This is a genomic window from Streptomyces racemochromogenes (genome assembly GCF_044129415.1).
Lineage (GTDB): Bacteria > Actinomycetota > Actinomycetes > Streptomycetales > Streptomycetaceae > Streptomyces > Streptomyces racemochromogenes_A.
On sequence record NZ_JBBDHD010000002.1, the window covers coordinates 23578 to 41014 of the forward strand.

The 17437-nt window shown below is 72.7% G+C and carries 15 protein-coding genes; 10 read left to right on the plus strand and 5 right to left on the minus strand.

What is annotated here, in order from left to right:
* The first annotated feature begins 40 nt into the window (after positions 1 to 40).
* The 3 genes from WDV06_RS01035 (at position 41) to WDV06_RS01045 (ending at position 4676) form a co-directional block, all read left to right on the plus strand.
* Positions 41 to 1444, plus strand: a complete 1404-nt coding sequence (locus WDV06_RS01035) for a class II fumarate hydratase (RefSeq protein WP_395507644.1) — start codon at positions 41 to 43, stop codon at positions 1442 to 1444.
* A 122-nt stretch (positions 1445 to 1566) separates the two neighbouring features.
* Positions 1567 to 2250 carry a cytidylyl-2-hydroxypropylphosphonate hydrolase gene (fomD, locus tag WDV06_RS01040; protein WP_395507645.1) on the plus strand — a complete coding sequence of 228 codons (684 nt, stop codon included), beginning with the start codon at positions 1567 to 1569 and terminating at the stop codon, positions 2248 to 2250.
* A gap of 251 nt (positions 2251 to 2501) precedes the next feature.
* Complete coding sequence (locus WDV06_RS01045) at positions 2502 to 4676, plus strand: SpoIIE family protein phosphatase (protein ID WP_395507646.1); 2175 nt, start codon at positions 2502 to 2504, stop codon at positions 4674 to 4676.
* A 76-nt stretch (positions 4677 to 4752) separates the two neighbouring features.
* Here the strand turns inward: WDV06_RS01045 and WDV06_RS01050 are convergent, their stop codons facing one another.
* Positions 4753 to 7047: a transglycosylase domain-containing protein gene (locus WDV06_RS01050; protein ID WP_395507647.1), complete on the minus strand. Its 2295-nt coding sequence runs from the start codon at positions 7045 to 7047 to the stop codon at positions 4753 to 4755.
* 243 nt (positions 7048 to 7290) lie between these two features.
* Here WDV06_RS01050 and WDV06_RS01055 point away from each other — a divergent pair, with 243 nt between their 5' ends.
* From WDV06_RS01055 to WDV06_RS01075, 5 genes are all read left to right on the plus strand, one after another.
* Positions 7291 to 8205: an SPFH domain-containing protein gene (locus tag WDV06_RS01055; RefSeq protein WP_395507648.1), complete on the plus strand. Its 915-nt coding sequence runs from the start codon at positions 7291 to 7293 to the stop codon at positions 8203 to 8205.
* Entirely contained in the window at positions 8202 to 8459 is a 258-nt protein-coding gene (locus tag WDV06_RS01060; RefSeq protein WP_395507649.1) for a type II toxin-antitoxin system antitoxin, read from the plus strand. The genes WDV06_RS01055 and WDV06_RS01060 overlap by 4 nt, the downstream gene beginning before the upstream one ends.
* A gap of 145 nt (positions 8460 to 8604) precedes the next feature.
* On the plus strand, positions 8605 to 9129 hold the full coding sequence (locus WDV06_RS01065; protein ID WP_395507650.1) for a PadR family transcriptional regulator: 525 nt from the start codon (positions 8605 to 8607) through the stop codon (positions 9127 to 9129).
* Complete coding sequence (locus tag WDV06_RS01070; RefSeq protein WP_395507651.1) at positions 9126 to 9812, plus strand: ABC transporter ATP-binding protein; 687 nt, start codon at positions 9126 to 9128, stop codon at positions 9810 to 9812. The genes WDV06_RS01065 and WDV06_RS01070 overlap by 4 nt, the downstream gene beginning before the upstream one ends.
* Complete coding sequence (locus tag WDV06_RS01075) at positions 9809 to 12142, plus strand: ABC transporter permease (protein WP_395507652.1); 2334 nt, start codon at positions 9809 to 9811, stop codon at positions 12140 to 12142. The genes WDV06_RS01070 and WDV06_RS01075 overlap by 4 nt, the downstream gene beginning before the upstream one ends.
* Positions 12143 to 12170: 28 nt before the next feature.
* Here WDV06_RS01075 and WDV06_RS01080 read toward each other — a convergent pair whose 3' ends face one another.
* Positions 12171 to 13118 carry a hydrogen peroxide-inducible genes activator gene (locus WDV06_RS01080; protein WP_395507653.1) on the minus strand — a complete coding sequence of 316 codons (948 nt, stop codon included), beginning with the start codon at positions 13116 to 13118 and terminating at the stop codon, positions 12171 to 12173.
* A gap of 135 nt (positions 13119 to 13253) precedes the next feature.
* Here WDV06_RS01080 and WDV06_RS01085 point away from each other — a divergent pair, with 135 nt between their 5' ends.
* Together WDV06_RS01085 and WDV06_RS01090 are read left to right on the plus strand one after the other, a co-directional pair.
* Entirely contained in the window at positions 13254 to 13808 is a 555-nt protein-coding gene (locus tag WDV06_RS01085; protein WP_395507654.1) for a peroxiredoxin, read from the plus strand.
* Between the two features lie 3 nt (positions 13809 to 13811).
* Positions 13812 to 14351 carry an alkyl hydroperoxide reductase gene (locus tag WDV06_RS01090; RefSeq protein WP_125601103.1) on the plus strand — a complete coding sequence of 180 codons (540 nt, stop codon included), beginning with the start codon at positions 13812 to 13814 and terminating at the stop codon, positions 14349 to 14351.
* 80 nt (positions 14352 to 14431) lie between these two features.
* Here the strand turns inward: WDV06_RS01090 and WDV06_RS01095 are convergent, their stop codons facing one another.
* From WDV06_RS01095 to WDV06_RS01105, 3 genes are all read right to left on the minus strand, one after another.
* A complete protein-coding gene (locus tag WDV06_RS01095; protein ID WP_395507655.1) occupies positions 14432 to 15112 on the minus strand; it encodes a hypothetical protein in 681 nt (226 codons plus the stop codon).
* Positions 15109 to 16419: an AI-2E family transporter gene (locus WDV06_RS01100; protein WP_395507656.1), complete on the minus strand. Its 1311-nt coding sequence runs from the start codon at positions 16417 to 16419 to the stop codon at positions 15109 to 15111. The genes WDV06_RS01095 and WDV06_RS01100 overlap by 4 nt, the downstream gene beginning before the upstream one ends.
* Positions 16420 to 16538: 119 nt before the next feature.
* Positions 16539 to 17261: an aggregation-promoting factor C-terminal-like domain-containing protein gene (locus WDV06_RS01105; protein WP_395507657.1), complete on the minus strand. Its 723-nt coding sequence runs from the start codon at positions 17259 to 17261 to the stop codon at positions 16539 to 16541.
* Positions 17262 to 17437 lie beyond the last annotated feature (176 nt).

A 17437-nucleotide genomic window follows, 5' to 3' on the forward strand; every position in this document is an offset into this window, starting at 1 on the left:
GAACAAGACAATTGCTCAACTTCCTGAGGAGGATGTGAAAATGACCGACGATCAGAAGTCCACGGCGTTCCGCACCGAGCACGACTCCATGGGCGAGGTACAGGTGCCCGCGAACGCCAAATGGCGGGCCCAGACCCAGCGGGCCGTGGAGAACTTCCCGCTCTCCGGGCAGCGCATCGAGCGGGCCCACATCGAGGCCCTGGCCCGGATCAAGGCGGCCGCCGCCCTGGTCAACGCGGAGCTGGGGGTGCTGGACGAGGAGACCGCCGACGCCATCCGGTCGGCCGCGGCCGAGGTCGCCGAGGGCCGCTGGGACGAGCACTTCCCCGTCGACGTCTTCCAGACCGGCTCGGGCACCTCGTCCAACATGAACACCAACGAGGTGATCGCCACCCTGGCCACCGAGCGGCTCGGGCGCGAGGTCCACCCCAACGACCACGTCAACGCCTCGCAGAGCTCCAACGACGTCTTCCCCTCGTCCATCCACATCGCCGCCACCGCCGCCGTCACCCACGACCTGGTCCCCGCCCTGCGCCATCTGGAACTGGCCCTGGAGCGCAAGGCCGCCGAGTTCGCCGAGGTGGTCAAGTCCGGGCGCACGCACCTGATGGACGCCACCCCCGTCACCCTGGGCCAGGAGTTCGGCGGGTACGCCGCCCAGATCCGCTACGGCATCGAGCGCCTGCGCGCCGCCCTGCCCCGGCTGGCCGAGCTGCCGCTCGGCGGTACGGCCGTGGGCACCGGGATCAACACCCCGCCCGGGTTCTCGGCGGCCGTGATCGCCGAGGTGGCGCGGGCCACCGGGCTGCCGCTGACCGAGGCGCGCGACCACTTCGAGGCCCAGGGGGCGCGGGACGCGCTGGTGGAGACGTCGGGGATGCTCCGGACGATCGCCGTCTCGCTCACCAAGATCTGCAACGATCTGCGCTGGATGGCCTCGGGACCGCGCACCGGATTGGCCGAAATCAATCTGCCGGATCTCCAGCCGGGGTCCTCGATCATGCCCGGAAAGGTCAATCCGGTCGTCCCGGAGGCCCTGCTGATGATCGCGGCACAGGTGACGGGCAACGACACCGCGGTCACCGTGGCGGGCGCGGCCGGCAACTTCGAGCTCAACGTGATGCTCCCGGTGATGGCCCGCAACCTCCTCGAATCGGTCCGCCTCCTGGCGAACGGAAGCCGCCTGCTGGCCGACCGCACCGTGGAGGGGATCACCGCCAACGCCGAGCGGGCCAGGGAGTACGCCGAGTCCTCCCCCTCGGTGGTGACCCCGCTCAACCGCTACATCGGCTACGAGGAGGCCGCCAAGGTCGCCAAGCGCTCGCTCGCCGAACGCAAGACCATCCGCGAGGTGGTGCTGGAGTCCGGCTACGTCGACCGGGGCGCGCTGACGCTCCAGCAGCTGGACGAGGCGCTGGACGTCCTGCGGATGACCCGCCCCTGAAATCTCCCCGGGCCCGCCCGGGCCCTCCCGGACAGGGGCCGAATCCGGTCGTTTATGGCCCCCGTCCCCCTCGGTGACCTGCACCGCAGCATCCGGGAGGGCCGCCGCCCTAAGATCTGCGCATGACAGGTACTTCCAGGTCCGGCACCGGCGCGCACTGGGCGCCCGGGGAGCAGATCCTCTGGCGCTACCGCGACCACGCCCCCGGGCCCGGGGGCCGGGTCCACATCGCCCGCCCGGTCACCGTCGTCCAGGACACCGACGAACTGCTCGCGGTGTGGATGGCCCCCGGCACCGAATGCGTCAAGCCGGTGCTCGCCGACGGCACTCCGGTGCACGAGGAACCCCTCGCCACCCGCTACACCGCGCCGCGCACCACCGAACGGGCCCGCTGGTTCGGCGCCGGGGTGCTCAAGCTGGCCCGGCCCGCCGACCCGTGGTCGGTCTGGCTGTTCTGGGACCACGGCTGGCTGTTCAAGAACTGGTACGTCAACCTGGAGGCGCCGCGGACCCGCTGGTCGGGCGGGGTCGACTCGGTGGACCACTTCCTCGACATCTCGGTCTACCCCGACCGCAGCTGGAAGTGGCGGGACGAGGACGAGTTCGCGCAGGCCCGGCGGATCGGCCTGATCGACGCCGAGCAGGCCCGGCGCGTCGAGGAGGCGGGCCGCTCCGCGCTGGAGGTCGTCAAGGCCTGGGGGCCGCCGTTCCGCGACGGCTGGGAGGACTGGAGACCGGATCCGGCCTGGGAAGTTCCGGTTCTGCCCGAGGAGTGGGACCGCACCCCGGCGCACATGACCTCATGAGACCCTTGATGCGCCCCCGGGGGTCAAACGTAGGATCGTCCTCCGCCGGTCGCACGTGGGGGCCTTCCCGGTCCCGCACCCGTAAATGACCTGCGGGGACCGGGACTTGACCGGAGGTCGACGCGGAGAGAAAGGTAACGAGCGGGACGCGGAACCCGGGGGTGGTGGTGCCCCCGCCGCTGAGCGGGTATACCGCGACTGACCGAGTTGAGTGCAGCGCACATCGAGCGCAAACGGACGGAATTCCACGCGTGACGGAGTACCCCACCTCCCAGGAGGGCCCGCAGCCCACCGTCGCCCCCGGCGGAGGTACGGACGAGCTCGGCCACGGCAAGGCCCCCATCGCGGCCGCCGAGGCCGTACGCACGCATGCCGACTTCCCGCGCCCGCGCGGCACCGCGGGCGAGAGCGGCGGCCGGCCGGCGGAGGGCGCCCGGGGCGCGGGGCACGACGTCGCGGAGGCCGGCGCCGACGGCGCACGGGCCCGTGACGGCGGAGCCGCCCGCAACGCGGGCCGGAGCCCGGCCGCGGACGGCGCTCCCAGCGCCCCGCCCGGCGAGGGCACCGGCGCCGCGGCGGCCCCCGGCGGCGACGGCGCGCCCTCCGCCGGTCCCGGCGCTCCGGGCAGCGGCGGCGGCCCCGGTTCCGACGGGACCGGCGTGGCCCGGCGCGAGGGCGACCGGCTGCGGTTCGTCGGCGCGGCCACGCGCCGGATCGCCCGCGGCATCGACCTCGACGAGATCGTGCTCGGCCTGTGCCGGGCGACCGTCCCCACCTTCTCCGACGCCATCCTGGTCTACCTGCGCGACCCGCTGCCCGTCGGGGACGAGCGGCCCGTCGGCCCGGTCGTTTTAAGGCTGCGCCGCACCGACCGGCTCCGGCCGATCGACGACCTGGGCCTGGCCGACGGCGGCGAGGCCGCCGGAGCCGCGGGGGGCGCCGGCGAACTCGACTTCAGCCAGCTGCCGCTGGTCGGCCCGCAGGGCGACCTGCCCGCGGCGGAGCTGTGCGAGATCCGGCCCGGCGGGGCCCTCGCCGAGGTGCTGCGCGGCGTCCGGCCCGTGTTCGGGTCGGCCCCCGGCGCCCGCGACGCGCTGCCCGAGCTGCTGGGTTCCGAGCATCCGGTGCCGCGCGGGCAGCGGGCCATCCTGGCGCCGCTGCGGGGCCGCCGGCGGGTGATCGGCGCGGCCGTGTTCCTGCGTACCCCGGACCGGGACGCCTTCGAGACCAACGACCTGCTGGTCGCCGCGCAACTGGCCACGCACACCGCGCTCGGCATCGACAAGGCCGTGCTCTACGGGCGCGAGGCCTACATCGCCGACGAGCTCCAGCGCACCATGCTGCCCGACGGCCTGCCCCAGCCCACCGGGGTGCGGCTGGCCTCGCGCTACCTGCCCGCCGCCGAGACGGCCCGGGTCGGCGGCGACTGGTACGACGCCATACCGCTGCCCGGCAGCCGGGTGGCGCTGGTCGTCGGCGACGTCATGGGCCACTCCATGACCTCCGCCGCGATCATGGGGCAGCTGCGCACGACCGCGCAGACCCTGGCCCAGCTCGACCTGCCCCCGGCCGAGGTGCTGCACCACCTGGACGAGCAGGCCCAGCGGCTCGGCTCCGACCGGATGGCCACGTGCCTGTACGCGGTCTACGACCCCGTCTCGCACCGGATCACCATCGCCAACGCCGGTCACCCGCCACCGGTCCTGCTGCACCTGGGCGGCCGCGCCGAGGTGCTGCGCGTCCCGCCGGGCGCCCCGATCGGGGTCGGCGGGGTGGACTTCGAGGCCGTGGAGCTGGACGCCCCGGCCGGGGCCACGCTGCTGCTGTACACCGACGGTCTGGTGGAGTCCCGGCTGCGGGACGTGTGGACGGGCATCGACCAGCTGCGCGAACGGCTGGCCACCACCGCCCAGCTGACCGGGCTGGACCACTCGCCGCCGCTGGAGGCCCTCTGCGACGACGTGCTGGACATGCTCGGCCCGGGCGACCGGGACGACGACATCGCGCTGCTCGCGGCCCGCTTCGAGGGGATCGCGCCCAGTGACGTGGCGTACTGGTTCCTGGACCCGGAGGAGACCGCTCCGGGCCGGGCCCGCCGGTTCGCCCGCCGCGCCCTGGCCCGCTGGGGCCTGGAGGAGCTGAGCGATTCGCTGGAACTGCTGGTCAGCGAGGTGGTCACCAACGCCGTCCGGTACGCCGAGCGGCCCGTGACCCTGCGCCTGCTGCGGACGGACGTGCTGCGCTGCGAGGTCGGCGACGACTCCCCGCAACTGCCGCGCCAGCGCCGGGCCCGGGAGACCGACGAGGGCGGGCGCGGCCTGTTCCTGGTCAACCGTCTGGCGCGGCGCTGGGGCGCGACCCGGCTGAGCAGCGGCAAGGTGGTCTGGTTCGAGCTGCCCCTGCCGCCGGTGCACGACCGGCGATGAGCCAGTCCGGCCCCGGCCGGGGAACACACCGCCGCCCCGCAGCGCGAACGCTGCGGGGCGGCGGTGTCGTACGGGGTTACTGCAGGGGGTCCGGGTTCAGCGGGGGCGGCGGCGTCGGCTTCTTCGTCGGCGTCGGGTCCTGCGTCGGCGGGGTCGGGTTCTTCGTCGGCGGCGTCGGGTTCTTGGTCGGCGACGGGTCCGGCTTGCCGCTGCCGCTGCCCGACGGGTCCGGGCTGCCCGTCGGGCGGGTGCCGGAGCTCGACGGCGTCGGGTTGGCGGAGCCCGAGGGGCCGCTGGAGGGGACCGCGGTGCGGGTCGGGCCGACCGGGGTGCCCATCTTGGCGTCCGACAGGTCGAACTCGCCGGTGCTCACGCCCTTGAGCGCGGCCGTGGTGTACGCCTGCCAGATCTGCGCGGGGAAGCTGGAACCGCCCGCGCGGCCCTTGCCGGCCGTACCGGTCAGGGTGACCTGCTTGTGCGTGTTCGGGTCCTCGCCGAACATCGCGACGACGGTGACCAGCTCCGGGGTGTAGCCGGTGAACCAGGCGGCCACGTTGGACTCGGTGGTGCCGGTCTTGCCGGCGGCCTGGTAGGCGTCGGAGCGGACGGCCTTGCCGGAGCCGTCCTGGACCACGCCGGTCAGCACCTTGGTGACGGTGTCGGCGGTCTCGCGCTTGATGACCTGGGCGCCGATGGGGTTGACCGGCTTGTAGTCGGCGTCCACGTGCTCGGCGCTCTTGACGATGGTCGGGGTGATCTTCTTGCCGTGGTTGCCGAAGGTGGCGTAGACCCCGGCCATCTCCACGGTGTTGGCGCTCATCGTGCCCAGGGACATGGCGGGCTTGTCGGCGGGCCAGCCCTCGCGGTCCTTCATGCCGAGGGAGAGCGCGGTCTTCTTCACGACCTCCGGCTTGGCGTCCACGAACATCTGGGCGTAGACGGAGTTCACGGAGGAGTTGGTGGCCTCCTGGACCGTGAGCATCGGGTCGCCGTAGTTGACGTCGTCCTGGTTCTGCGGGGCGAAGGGGGTGTCGCTGCCGACCACGGGGCGCTTGCTCGTGCCGTCGTAGAGCGTGTTCGGGGTGATCGGGCGGCCGTCCTGGGTCTTCGCCCCGGTCTCCAGGGCGGTGGCCAGCACGACCGGCTTGAAGGTGGAGCCCGGCTGGTAGTCGGTGCGCAGGGCGTTGGACGCCGACTTCTCGGTCAGGCCGACGCCGCCGTACATGGCGACGATGTTGCCGGTCTTGGCGTCGACGGAGGTGGCACCGGCCTGGACGTTCTGGTCGACCGGGCGTTCCTTGGTGTCCTTGCGGTCGAGCTTGGACTCCAGCTCGTCCTGGACGGCCTTCTCCAGCGCCGCCTGCTTCTTCTTGTCGATGTTGAGGGTGATCGTCCAGCCGCCGGCCTCGATGTCGGCTTCCTTGATGCCCTGGCGGCTCAGCTCCGCCTTGGCGGCCTGGATCAGGTAGCCCTTCTGGCCGTCCATGCCGGGACGCGGCTTGGGCTTGATGGGCTCCGGGAGGTGGAGGGTGTCGCGCTTGGCCTTGTCCAGCTTGCCCATCTCGACCATGTTGTCGAGGACGGCGTTGAAGCGGATGGTGACCAGGCGGCGGCCGTTGGGGCCGGCGGTGGCGAGGTCGTACTGGCTGGGGGCCTGGATGACGGCGGCCAGGTAGGCGCCCTGCTCCAGGGTCAGCTTGTCGGAGTCGACTCCGTAGTAGGCCTGGGCCGCGGCCTGGATGCCGTAGGCGCCTCGGCCGTAGAAGTTGGTGTTCAGGTAGCCGACGAGGATGTCGTCCTTCTCCATGCGCTGGTCGACCTTGAGGGAGATCACCATTTCGCGGAGCTTGCGGGTCGCCGACTGGTCCTGGGTCAGGTAGTAGTTCTTGACGTACTGCTGGGTGATCGTCGAACCGCCGGCCGTGCCCTTGCCGCGCAGGGTGTTGAAGGCACCGCGGGCGATGCCCACGAAGTCGACGCCCCGGTCCTTGTAGAAGGTCTTGTTCTCGATCGCGATGAAGGCCGTGCGGACGTCCTCCGGGATCTTGTCGATCGAGACGATCTCGCGGTTCATGTCGCCGGTGCGGGTCATGACCGATCCGTCGGCCCACTTGAACGTGTTGCTCTGCAGGACCGCCGTCTTGTTCGGGTCGGTCGGCTCGTCCACGGAGAAGTAGAGCGCGACGGCTCCGGCTATGAGGAGCAGGATCCCGCCGAGGAAGGTCCCGAGGATCGTCTTCCAGGTGAAGAAACGACGTATGCCGCTGCGCTTCTTCCCGGTCGGCTTGCCCGCGCGCCCGGCGTCGCGCCCGGTCGGCGCCTTCCGCCCACCGCGCTGCTGCTGCGCCCGTCGCGCATCTGCTCGGCCCATCGCTCCCGCTCCGCTCGATTACCCCCCCGACGTCAGCTCAGAAAACTAACACCGCAGGCTGTGACAAAGGTTGGCTAACCCTGATCAATACCGGTCAATTCGGACGTGAGAATCAGCACCCACTCCAATGGAACCGACGCTCACGATGCCGGATGGGTTGCGGTCACCGCAAAAAGTGATATCACTTTGCTAGGCGTTCCAGTCGGCCGTGACCGGACGCGACGGACCAAACGGGGGTATTCCATGACAGCGTCGTTGACGGACGAACGACCGGCCGGCGTACGGGAGTTCGCGGCGCACAGCGTCGGCGGCGGCCTCGCGCTGCTGTCGGGGCTGGTGGGACTGGCAGCCGGGGCCGGGCTGATCGCACTCGGGGCGGCGGCGGCCGCGTCGGCCACGAAGACGGCTCTGATCCTGCCCGGGATCCTGGTGGTGCTGGGCTCGGTGATGGCCATGAGCGGGCTGAACACGGTGGCCCCGGGCGAGGCCCGGGTGGTCCAGCTCTTCGGCCGCTACCGCGGGACGATCCGCACGGACGGGCTGCGCTGGGTCAACCCGTTCACCTCGCGCGAGAAGATCTCCACCCGCGTCCGCAACCACGAGACGGCCGTCCTGAAGGTCAACGACGCCTACGGCAACCCCATCGAGCTGGCATCGGTCGTGGTGTGGCGGGTGGCCGACACCGCGCGGGCGGTCTTCGAGGTCGACGACTTCACCGAGTTCGTCGAGACGCAGACCGAGGCCGCCGTCCGGCACATCGCGATCGAGTACCCCTACGACTCCCACGAGGAGGGCGGCCTGTCGCTGCGCGGCAACGCCGAGGAGATCACCGAGAAGCTGGCGGCCGAGCTGGCCACCCGGGTCGAGGCGGCGGGCGTCGAGATCATCGAGTCCCGCTTCACGCACCTCGCGTACGCTCCTGAGATCGCCTCCGCGATGCTCCAGCGCCAGCAGGCCGGCGCGGTCGTGGCGGCGCGCAAGCAGATCGTCGAGGGCGCGGTGGGCATGGTGGAGCTCGCGCTGACCCGGCTGGCCGAGGAGGAGATCGTGGACCTGGACCCGGAGCGGAAGGCCTCCATGGTCTCCAACCTGATGGTGGTCCTGTGCGGCGACCGCGCGGCCACCCCGGTCATCAACACGGGCACCCTCTACCAGTGACCTCCGGGGGCGACCAGGAGCCGAAGGAGCCCAGGCCCGCCCGGGCCGGGCGGGACCCGCGCAAGCAGGTGCTGCTGCGGCTCGACCCGCAGGTGTACGACGCCCTCGCGCGCTGGGCCGGCGAGGAGCTGCGCAGCGCGAACGCGCAGATCGAGTTCCTGCTGCGCCGGGCCCTGTCCGAGGCGGGCCGGCTCCCGGGCGGCGCCGCCCCGATCCCGCCCCGCGGCCGCCCCCGCACCCCTCGGGACGGCTGACCGCCACCGTTCGACACCCCCGGCCCTCCGCCCGGGCGCGACCACCGCGCCCGGGCGCTTTCCGTCCGCCACCCCTCCCACCTGGCAAAACCCAATCCCCTCGATCTATACACTGCGCGTATACACCCCGTGTATAGTCGCCGCCATGTCCATCGGCCACACCCTGCTCGGCCTCCTGGAGGCCGGCCCGCGCCACGGCTACGACCTCAAGCGCGCCTTCGACGAGAACTTCGGCCACGACCGGCCCCTCGCCTACGGGCAGGTCTACTCGACCATGTCCCGCCTCCTGAAGAACGGCCTCGTCGAGGTCGACGGGATCGAGAGCGGCGGCGGCCCCGACCGCAAGCGGTACGCCATCACCGACGCCGGGATCACCGATGTCGCGCACTGGCTCTCCGAACCCGAGAAGCCCGAGCCCTACCTCCACTCCACCCTCTACACGAAGGTGGTCCTCGCCCTGCTCACCGGCCGCAGTGCGAGCGCGCTGCTGGACACCCAGCGCGCCGAGCACCTGCGCCTGATGCGCATCCTGACCCAGCGCAAGCGCAAGGGCGACCTCGCCGACCAGCTGGTCTGCGACCATGCCCTGTTCCACCTGGAGGCCGACCTGCGATGGCTCGAACTCACCTCCGCCCGCCTGGACCAGCTCGCCCGGGAGGTGCGCCGATGACCCCCGCCGGCTCCCTCCTCGCGGCCACCGGCCTGTGCAAGGCGTACGGCACCACCAAGGCCCTCGACGACGCCGGGTTCTCCATCCACCCCGGCGAGGTCGTCGCCGTCATGGGCCCCTCCGGCTCCGGCAAGTCCACTCTCCTGCACTGCCTCGCCGGGATCGTCCCGCCCGACTCCGGCACCGTCACCTACGACGGCCGCGACCTCACCGCCATGGGCGACGCCGAGCGCAGCGCCCTGCGCCGCGGCCAGTTCGGCTTCGTCTTCCAGTTCGGGCAGCTCGTCCCCGAGCTGAGCTGCGTGGAGAACGTCGCGCTGCCGCTGCGGCTCGCCGGGGTCCGGCGCAAGGAGGCCGAGGCGACCGCCCTGGGCTGGATGGAGCGGCTCCAGGTCGAGGACATCGGCGCCAAGCGTCCCGGCGAGGTCAGCGGCGGACAGGGCCAGCGCGTGGCCGTGGCCCGCGCCCTGGTCACCCGCCCGCGGGTGGTCTTCGCCGACGAGCCCACCGGCGCCCTGGACTCCCTCAACGGCGAACTGGTGATGCAGCTGCTGACCGAGGCCGCCCGGGCCGCGAGCGCCGCCGTCGTCCTGGTCACGCACGAGACCCGGGTGGCCGCCTACTCCGACCGCGAGGTCGTCGTCCGCGACGGCCGCACCCGCGACATGGAGCCGGCGATATGAGCGTGCTCCGGACCTGGCTCCGCGACCTGGCCCTGGGCGTCCGGTTCGCCCTCGGCGGCCGCGAGGGGCGCACCCGCACCCTCTTCACCGGGGTCGGCGTCGGCCTCGGTGTCGCCCTGCTGCTGATCAGCACGGCCATCCCGGGCGCGCTCGCCGCCCGCGCGGAGCGCGACGACGCCCGCTCCGTCCTGGGCGCCACCACGGCCGCCCGGCCCGGCCGCGACACCCTGCTGGTCGCCTCGGCCGACATGACGTACCACGGCCGGGACATCGAGGGCCGGCTGCTGCGGCCGGAGGGCCCCGCGGCTCCGCTGCCGCCGGGCCTGAAGGCCTTCCCGGCCCCCGGCGAGCCGGCCGTCTCCCCCGCGCTCGCGGCGCTGCTTCGGTCGGACGACGGCGCGCTGCTGCGCGACCGCCTCGGCGACCGGATCGGCGCGGTGATCGGCGCCGAAGGCCTCACCGGTCCGGCCGAACTCGTCTTCTACCAGGGCGTCGACAGCCTCCCGGAGCCCGGGCCGGGCGAGTTCCGCGTCAAGCGGATCACCGGGTTCGGCGAACCCGACCGCCCGGAGCTCAGCCCGGTGCTGATGCTGACGGTCCTGCTGGCCTTCGTCGCCCTGCTGCTGCCGGTCACCGTGTTCATCGCCGCCGCCGTCCGCTCCGGCGGGGAGCGGCGCGACCAGCGGCTCGCGGCGCTGCGCCTGGTCGGCGCCGACGCCCGGACGGTCCGCCGGACCGCGGCCGGCGAGGCGCTGGCCGGAGCCGTGGCCGGGCTGGTGCTGGGCTCCGTCTTCTTCGCGGCCGGCCGGGCGCTGGCCGGCTCGCTCTCCGTCGGGCAGCGCAGTGTCTTCCCGGCCGACCTCACCCCCGCTCCGGGGCTGGTGCTGCTGGTCGCCCTCGCCGTGCCCGTCGCGGCCGTGGCCGTGACCCTGTTGGCGCTGCGCCGGGTGGTCATCGAACCGCTGGGCGTCCTGCGGACGGAGGCTCCGCGCCGGCGCCGCGTCTGGTGGCGGCTGCTGCTGCCGCTCGGCGGAGCCGGGCTGCTCGCGCCACTGGCGGGCCGCGGCATCGACGGCGGCCGGTTCAACCAGTGGCAGGTCGGCGGCGGGGTGGTGCTGCTGCTCGTCGGGATCACCGCCCTGCTCCCCTGGCTGCTGGAGCGCTCCGTCGGCCGGATGAGCGGCGGGCCCGTCTCCTGGCAGCTGGCCGTGCGCCGCCTCCAGGTCTCCAGCGGCCCCTCCGCCCGCCTGGTCAACGGCATCGCGGTGGCGGTCGCCGGGGCCATCGCCCTGCAGATGCTCTTCTCGGGCGTCGAGGGCGAGGTGACCCGCGAGACCGGGCAGGACCCGGCCCGGGCCTCGGCCCAGGTCATGCTGCACGACGGTACCCCGGGCCGCCTGGAGGACGTCGCCCGCCGGATCGGCGGGGCCCCGGGCGTCACCCGGGCCGTCGCGCTGGCCCGCGTCAGCGCCGCGCGGCAGTTCCCGACCCTGGATTCGACCGACGTGACCATCGGCACCTGCGAGGCGCTGGCCGAGGTCGCGGAGCTCGGCTCCTGCCGCGAGGGCGATTCCTTCCTCCTCGGCGGCGGCCCGCCGGGCACCGCCCTGGCGCCGGGTGAGCACGTCTTCGCCGGCGACGTCCGGCTGTCCCCGGAGTCCTCCGCCGCCCTCGGCGGGAAGACGGTCGAGTGGACCGTCCCCGCCGCCGCCCGCACCGTCCCCGCCCGCGAGGACCCCACGGGCCTCATCCCCAGCGGGGTGCTGGTCACCCCCTCCGTCGCCCCGAAGGACACAGGGCGCGCGCAGAGCGCCCGGATCTACGTCCAGACCGACGAGTCGGCGCCGGACGCGCTGGAGCGGGTGCGCACCGCCGCCTTCGCGGGGGACCCCTTGGCCACGGTGTCCTCGCTGCGGGCCACCCGGCAGGACCCCGCCTTCGCCGGGATCCGGGCCGGGCTGTTCCTCGGCGCGGCGGCGGTGCTGGTCCTGATCGGCACCAGCCTGCTGGTCACGCAGCTGGAGCAGCTGCGCGAGCGCAGGCGGCTGCTGTCCGCGCTGGTCGCCTTCGGTACCCGGCGCTCCACGCTGAGCCTGTCGGTGCTCTGGCAGACGGCCCTGCCGGTCGCCCTCGGGCTGGTCCTGGCGGCCGGGTCGGGGATCGGGCTGGGCGCGGTGCTGATGGCCATGGCCCGGGTACCGGTACGGGTCGACTGGACGGCGGTGCTCGCGCTGACCGGCGCCGGCGCGGGGCTGGTCGCCGCGGTCACCCTGCTGACCCTGCCGCCCCTGCTGCGCATGATGCGCCCGGACGGCCTGCGTACGGAGTAGCCCCGCGTCCCGCCGCGGTGTGGCCACGTCAGTCGGTGGGCCACACCGGGAGCGGGCGCACCGCTTCGCGCAGGGCGCCCGCGATGGCCCGGAACTCCTCCTGCCGGGCGGTCCCGGTCCGCATGGCCAGGGCGATCCGCCGCGAGGGGGCCGGCTCGGCGAAGTACCCGGTGGCCAGGGCCTCGTTGCGGGCCGTCTCCAGCCGCAGCGCGGTGCGCGGCAGCAGGGTCACCCCGAGTCCTCCGGCGACCAGCTGCACCAGTGTGGAGAGTCCCGCGGCGGTGGTGGTGACGTCCGCCCCGGCGGTGCGCCCGGCCTCGCGGCAGATGTCCAGGGCCTGGTCGCGCAGGCAGTGGCCCTCGTCGAGCAACAGCAGTTGCAGACCGCGCAGTTCCTCGCGGGGGATGTCCCGGCGCCCGGCCAGCGGATGGTCGCGGGGGGCCAGCAGGACGAAGTCCTCGTCGAAGAGCGGCAGTTCGCACACCCCGGGGACGCCCAGCGGCACCGCGAGCAGCAGCAGGTCGAGGCGTCCGGCGGCCAGGCCCTCCAGCAGGGAGGCCGTCTGCTCCTCGTGGACCTGGAGGTCCATGCGGGGGAAGCGCCGGTGGAAGAGTCCGAGGACGGTGGGCAGCAGGTACGGGGCCACGGTGGGGATCACCCCGAGGCGCAGCACCCCGGTGAAGGGCGCCCGGACCGCCTCGGCCTCCTCCAGCAGTCCGCCCACCGCGTCGAGGACCCCCCGCGCTCGTTCGGCGATCCGCTCGCCCGCCGGGGAGAGCAGCACCTTGCGGGTGGTGCGCTCCAGCAACTGCACGCCGAGGGCCTCCTCCAGCGCGGAGACCGCCCCCGAGAGCGCGGGCTGGCTCATGCCGATCGCGGCGGCGGCGTCCCGGAAGTGCAGGTGTTCCGCGACCGCCGCGAAGGCGCGCAGCTGCGCCAGCGTCGGCTGTTTCTGTCCCCTACTACTCACAGCCACTGATAGGTACCTCCGATCACCCACCACAAGACTAGCTATTTCCGTAATCAATGCAGCTGTGTCAGCATGTGAGATCCGTCCAACCCTCTCGGAAAGCCCCCAAAAGGGTCACTTTCCATTCCGCAAGGAGAGTTCGTGCTCACTGTCGGTGACAAGTTCCCCAGCTACGACCTGACCGCCTGCGTCTCGCTCGAAGCCGGCAAGGAGTTCGCGCAGATCGACCAGAAGAGTTACGAGGGCAAGTGGCGCGTCGTCTTCTTCTGGCCCGCCGACTTCACCTTCGTGTGCCCCACCGAGATCGCCGCGTTCGGCAAGCTGAACGACGAGTTCCTCGACCGCGACGCGCAGATCCTCGGTGTCTCCGGCGACTCCGAGTACGTCCACCACGCCTGGCGCAAGGACCACGCCGACCTGCGTGACCTGCCCTTCCCGATGCTGGCCGACTCCAAGCACGAGCTGATGCAGGCCTGCGGCATCCAGGGCGAGGACGGCTTCGCCCAGCGCGCCGTCTTCATCGTGGACCCGAACAACGAGATCCAGTTCTCGATGGTGACCGCCGGTTCCGTGGGCCGTAACCCCAAGGAGGTCCTGCGGGTCCTCGACGCCCTCCAGACGGACGAGCTGTGCCCCTGCAACTGGAACAAGGGCGACGACACCCTGAACGCTGGCGCCCTGCTGGCCGGTGAGTGACGGATGTCCCTCGACACCCTCAAGTCCGCCATACCGGACTTCGCCAAGGACCTGAAGCTGAACCTCGGTTCGGTCATCGGCAACCAGGACACCCTCACCCAGCAGCAGCTGTGGGGCACCGTCCTGTCCTGCGCGATCGCCGCCCGCTCCCCGCGCGTCCTGCGTGAGCTGGAGCCCGAGGCGAAGGCCGCGCTGTCCCCGGAGGCGTACAACGCCGCCAAGTCGGCCGCCGCGGTCATGGCGATGAACAACGTCTTCTACCGGACCCGGCACCTGCTCTCCGACCCGGAGTACGGCACGCTGCGCGCGGGCCTGCGGATGAACGTCATCGGCAACCCGGGCGTGGAGAAGGTGGACTTCGAGCTGTGGTCGCTCGCGGTCTCCGCCATCAACGGCTGCGGCCAGTGCCTGGACTCGCACGAGCAGGTCCTGCGCAAGGCGGGCGTGGACCGCGAGACGGTCCAGGAGGCCTTCAAGATCGCCTCGGTGATCCAGGCCGTCGCCGTCACCCTCGACGCCGAAGCGGCCCTGGCCGCCGAGTAGTCGCCCGTACGAGTGGACCTCGTACGCCCCTCCGTGCCCCCTCGGCCCCTCCGGCCGCGGGGGCACGGCGCGTTCCGCCGCTACGTCCGCAGCCGGGTCAGCAGGGCGCGCATGTCCTCGACCATCGCCGCCTTGACCGCGTCCGGGTCGACCCGGTCGCCGGCGTCCGCGGCGCCCCTGGTCCACCAGCGGACGGTGAGCGTGACCACCGTCCCGCCGTCGAGCACCTGGAGCCGGGGCGCCTGCGCCACCCCGGAGAACAGCGCCCGCTCACCCAGCCCGGGCACCCGCTCGGCGGCCACCGGCAGCGCGTACTCCTCCTGTTCGGGGACCGCGCCGAACTCCGGCCCCGGGTCGGTCTTCTTGTGCAGCTCGACCAGGACCCGGGCGTCCGACATGAACGCCTGGTCCTCCCGGTTGCCGCCGGCGAAGCAGCTCGACCAGTCGACCGCGGGCCCCTCGCCGTGGCTCGGAGCGCCCCCGCCCAGGCCCCCGAGGACCGTGCCGACCGCCTTCAGCGGGGTCTCGGTGCACAGTTGCTCGCTGTGCCGGTAGCGGATCGGGGGCCCGGTTTCGCCGAAACGTTCCTGCACAACCAGGGCCGCGGCGAACACCGCGGAGGCCAGGACCGCCCCGCCCAGCGCCCACCGCCAGGGCGCCGCCTGTGAGGACCGGCTCCGCCCGGCCGGTCCGGCGGTGTCGGGGGGCCCGGCCGGCACGTCCGCGGCCCACTCCCCTTCGAGCTCGGGCTCACTGATCATCCACGGGCCTCCGGCTCGACGGCCTGCACGGCGGTGGCGCCGTGCGGTCCGGGACCGGTCGAGGCGGGGGTCAGGCGGCGCTCGCGGGAGTAGGCGCGCAGGTAGACGACCACGGTGTTGGTGACGGCGACCAGCGGGACGGCCACGACCGCGCCCCCGATCCCCGCGATCATCCCGCCGGCCGCGACCGACAGCACCACCGCGAGCGGGTGGACCCGTACGGCCCGGCCCAGGATGAAGGGCTGGAGCACGTGCCCCTCGATCTGCTGGACGGCCAGGACCACGAGCAGCACCATCAGGGCGGTGAAGGGCCCCTGGGTCACCAGGGCCACGACCACCGCGAGGGCGCCGGAGACCACCGCACCGACGAGCGGGATGAAGGCGAACAGGAAGATGAACACGGCGAGCGGCACCGCCATCGGCACCTTGAGGAAGTAGAGGCCGAGGCCGATGAAGACGGCGTCGATGAGGGCGACGAGGACCGTGCCGCGCACGTACGCGGTGAGGGTGCGCCAGGCGCGCGGACCGGCTCCGGCGACGCCGGGGCGGGCGGCAGAGGGCACCAGCCCGAGCACCCAGTTCCAGATCTTCTGGCCGTCGTAGAGCAGGAACAGCGTCGAGAACATCGAGAGGAGCATCCCCGTGAGCACCTCGACGAGCACCGTCACGCCCTGGAGGCCGGCGGAGGTGATCTCCTCGGTGTTGGTGCCGATGGTCTCGCTGAGGTTCTTGGCGATGTCGTTGATCTGCTTCTCGGTCACGTGGAACGGACTGTCCAGTGCCCAGCTCTTGAGCTCGTTGATGCCCTCGCGCAGCCGGTTGGAGAGGTCGTCGAGGTTCTCCATGACCTGCCAGACCACGAACCAGCCCACCAGCCCGATGACGACGAAGCCGAGGACCGCGGTGACGGCGGTGGCGAGGCCCCGCGGCAGCCCGATCCGGCGCAGGCGGACCACGAACGGCTGGAGCAGGGCGGTGACGAGCAGGGCGGCGGCGAAGGCGAGGACGACCAGGCGGACCTCGCTGATCACCTTCATCAGCACCCAGACCATCCCGGCGAGCAGCAGCAGCCGCCAGCTGGCCTCGGCTGCGACGCGCACCCCCCAGGGGATGACGGCCGCCGGGTCGGGCCGCACGGGCGGCGGGGGCTCCTCGTACGCGGCGGGGCCCTGGGGCGGGGTGGCGGCCGTCAGCGGCTCGTCGGCCTCGGCCTCCGCCTCGACTTCCGCCCGCCGCTCGTCCAGGCGCGCCTCCATCCGGCTCAGCCCTCTGCCGAGCCGGCCGAGCCAGCCCGTCCTCTTCGCCATGTCGTTCCCTTCCCCCGCCCTGCGGTCACACCTCGCCCGACCGTACACGCGAGGAACCCCACACCGTAGGACGGTGCGGGGTTCCCCGGGGTTGTGCGCGGGCGAGGTCCGCCGGGCCTCTAGTACCAGCCGTTGGCCTGGTGGAAGCTCCAGGCGCTGCAGGGGCTGCCGTAGCGCTCGTTCATGTAGCCCAGGCCCCACTTGATCTGGGTGGCCGGGTTGGTGCGCCAGTCGGAGCCGGCCGAGGCCATCTTCGAGCCGGGGAGCGCCTGGACCAGGCCGTAGGCGCCCGAAGAGGAGTTCACGGCCTGGTAGTTCCAGGTCGACTCCTCGTTGATGATGTTGGAGAAGCACTGGAACTGGCCTGAGGGGACCAGCTGCCGGGCGATGTCCTTGACCTGGGCGACCGTGTAGGAGCCCTGGACCGGGAAGTCGCCGGCGTCGCGCGTGGCCGAACGGCTGGCGATGCCCTCGGCGGCGTCGCGCTCGTCCTTGAGCTTCTTGGCGTCCGCGTCCTTCTTTTCCTGCTCCGCCTTCTCGGCCTCGGCCTTCTTGGACTTGGCGTCCTCGGCGGCCTGGATGCGAGCGGCCTCCTCCGCCGAGCGCTTGGCGTCGGCGTCGGCGGCGTGGGCGATGGCGTCGGCCTGCTGGGCCAGGGACCCGCTCTGGACCTGCGCCTGTTCGCCGACCGGGATGTCAGTGAGAAGAGTCGCTCCGGACGCGGTCGTCTCAAGGTCGTTCGAGGTGGCGGCATCGCCAGTGGCGACGCCCACGACTGCGCCGACGGTGGTGACCGCGGTGGCCGAAGCCACTGCGAACCCCCGGACCGAGATCCGGCTCACACGGTGTCCTTCCAGCAGCGTCCGCAGTGACCGCGCGGGCGCGAGAGTGCCCCTTCGACACTGGACTCCGTGGTGTTCTGGTCACTGGAGACACGGGCCCGAAGGGCAACTCCCTTGCGGGGGCTGCCCCATGAAACCGGGCGGCATACGGTCAACGGCTGTGGAGTTGTGGTGCT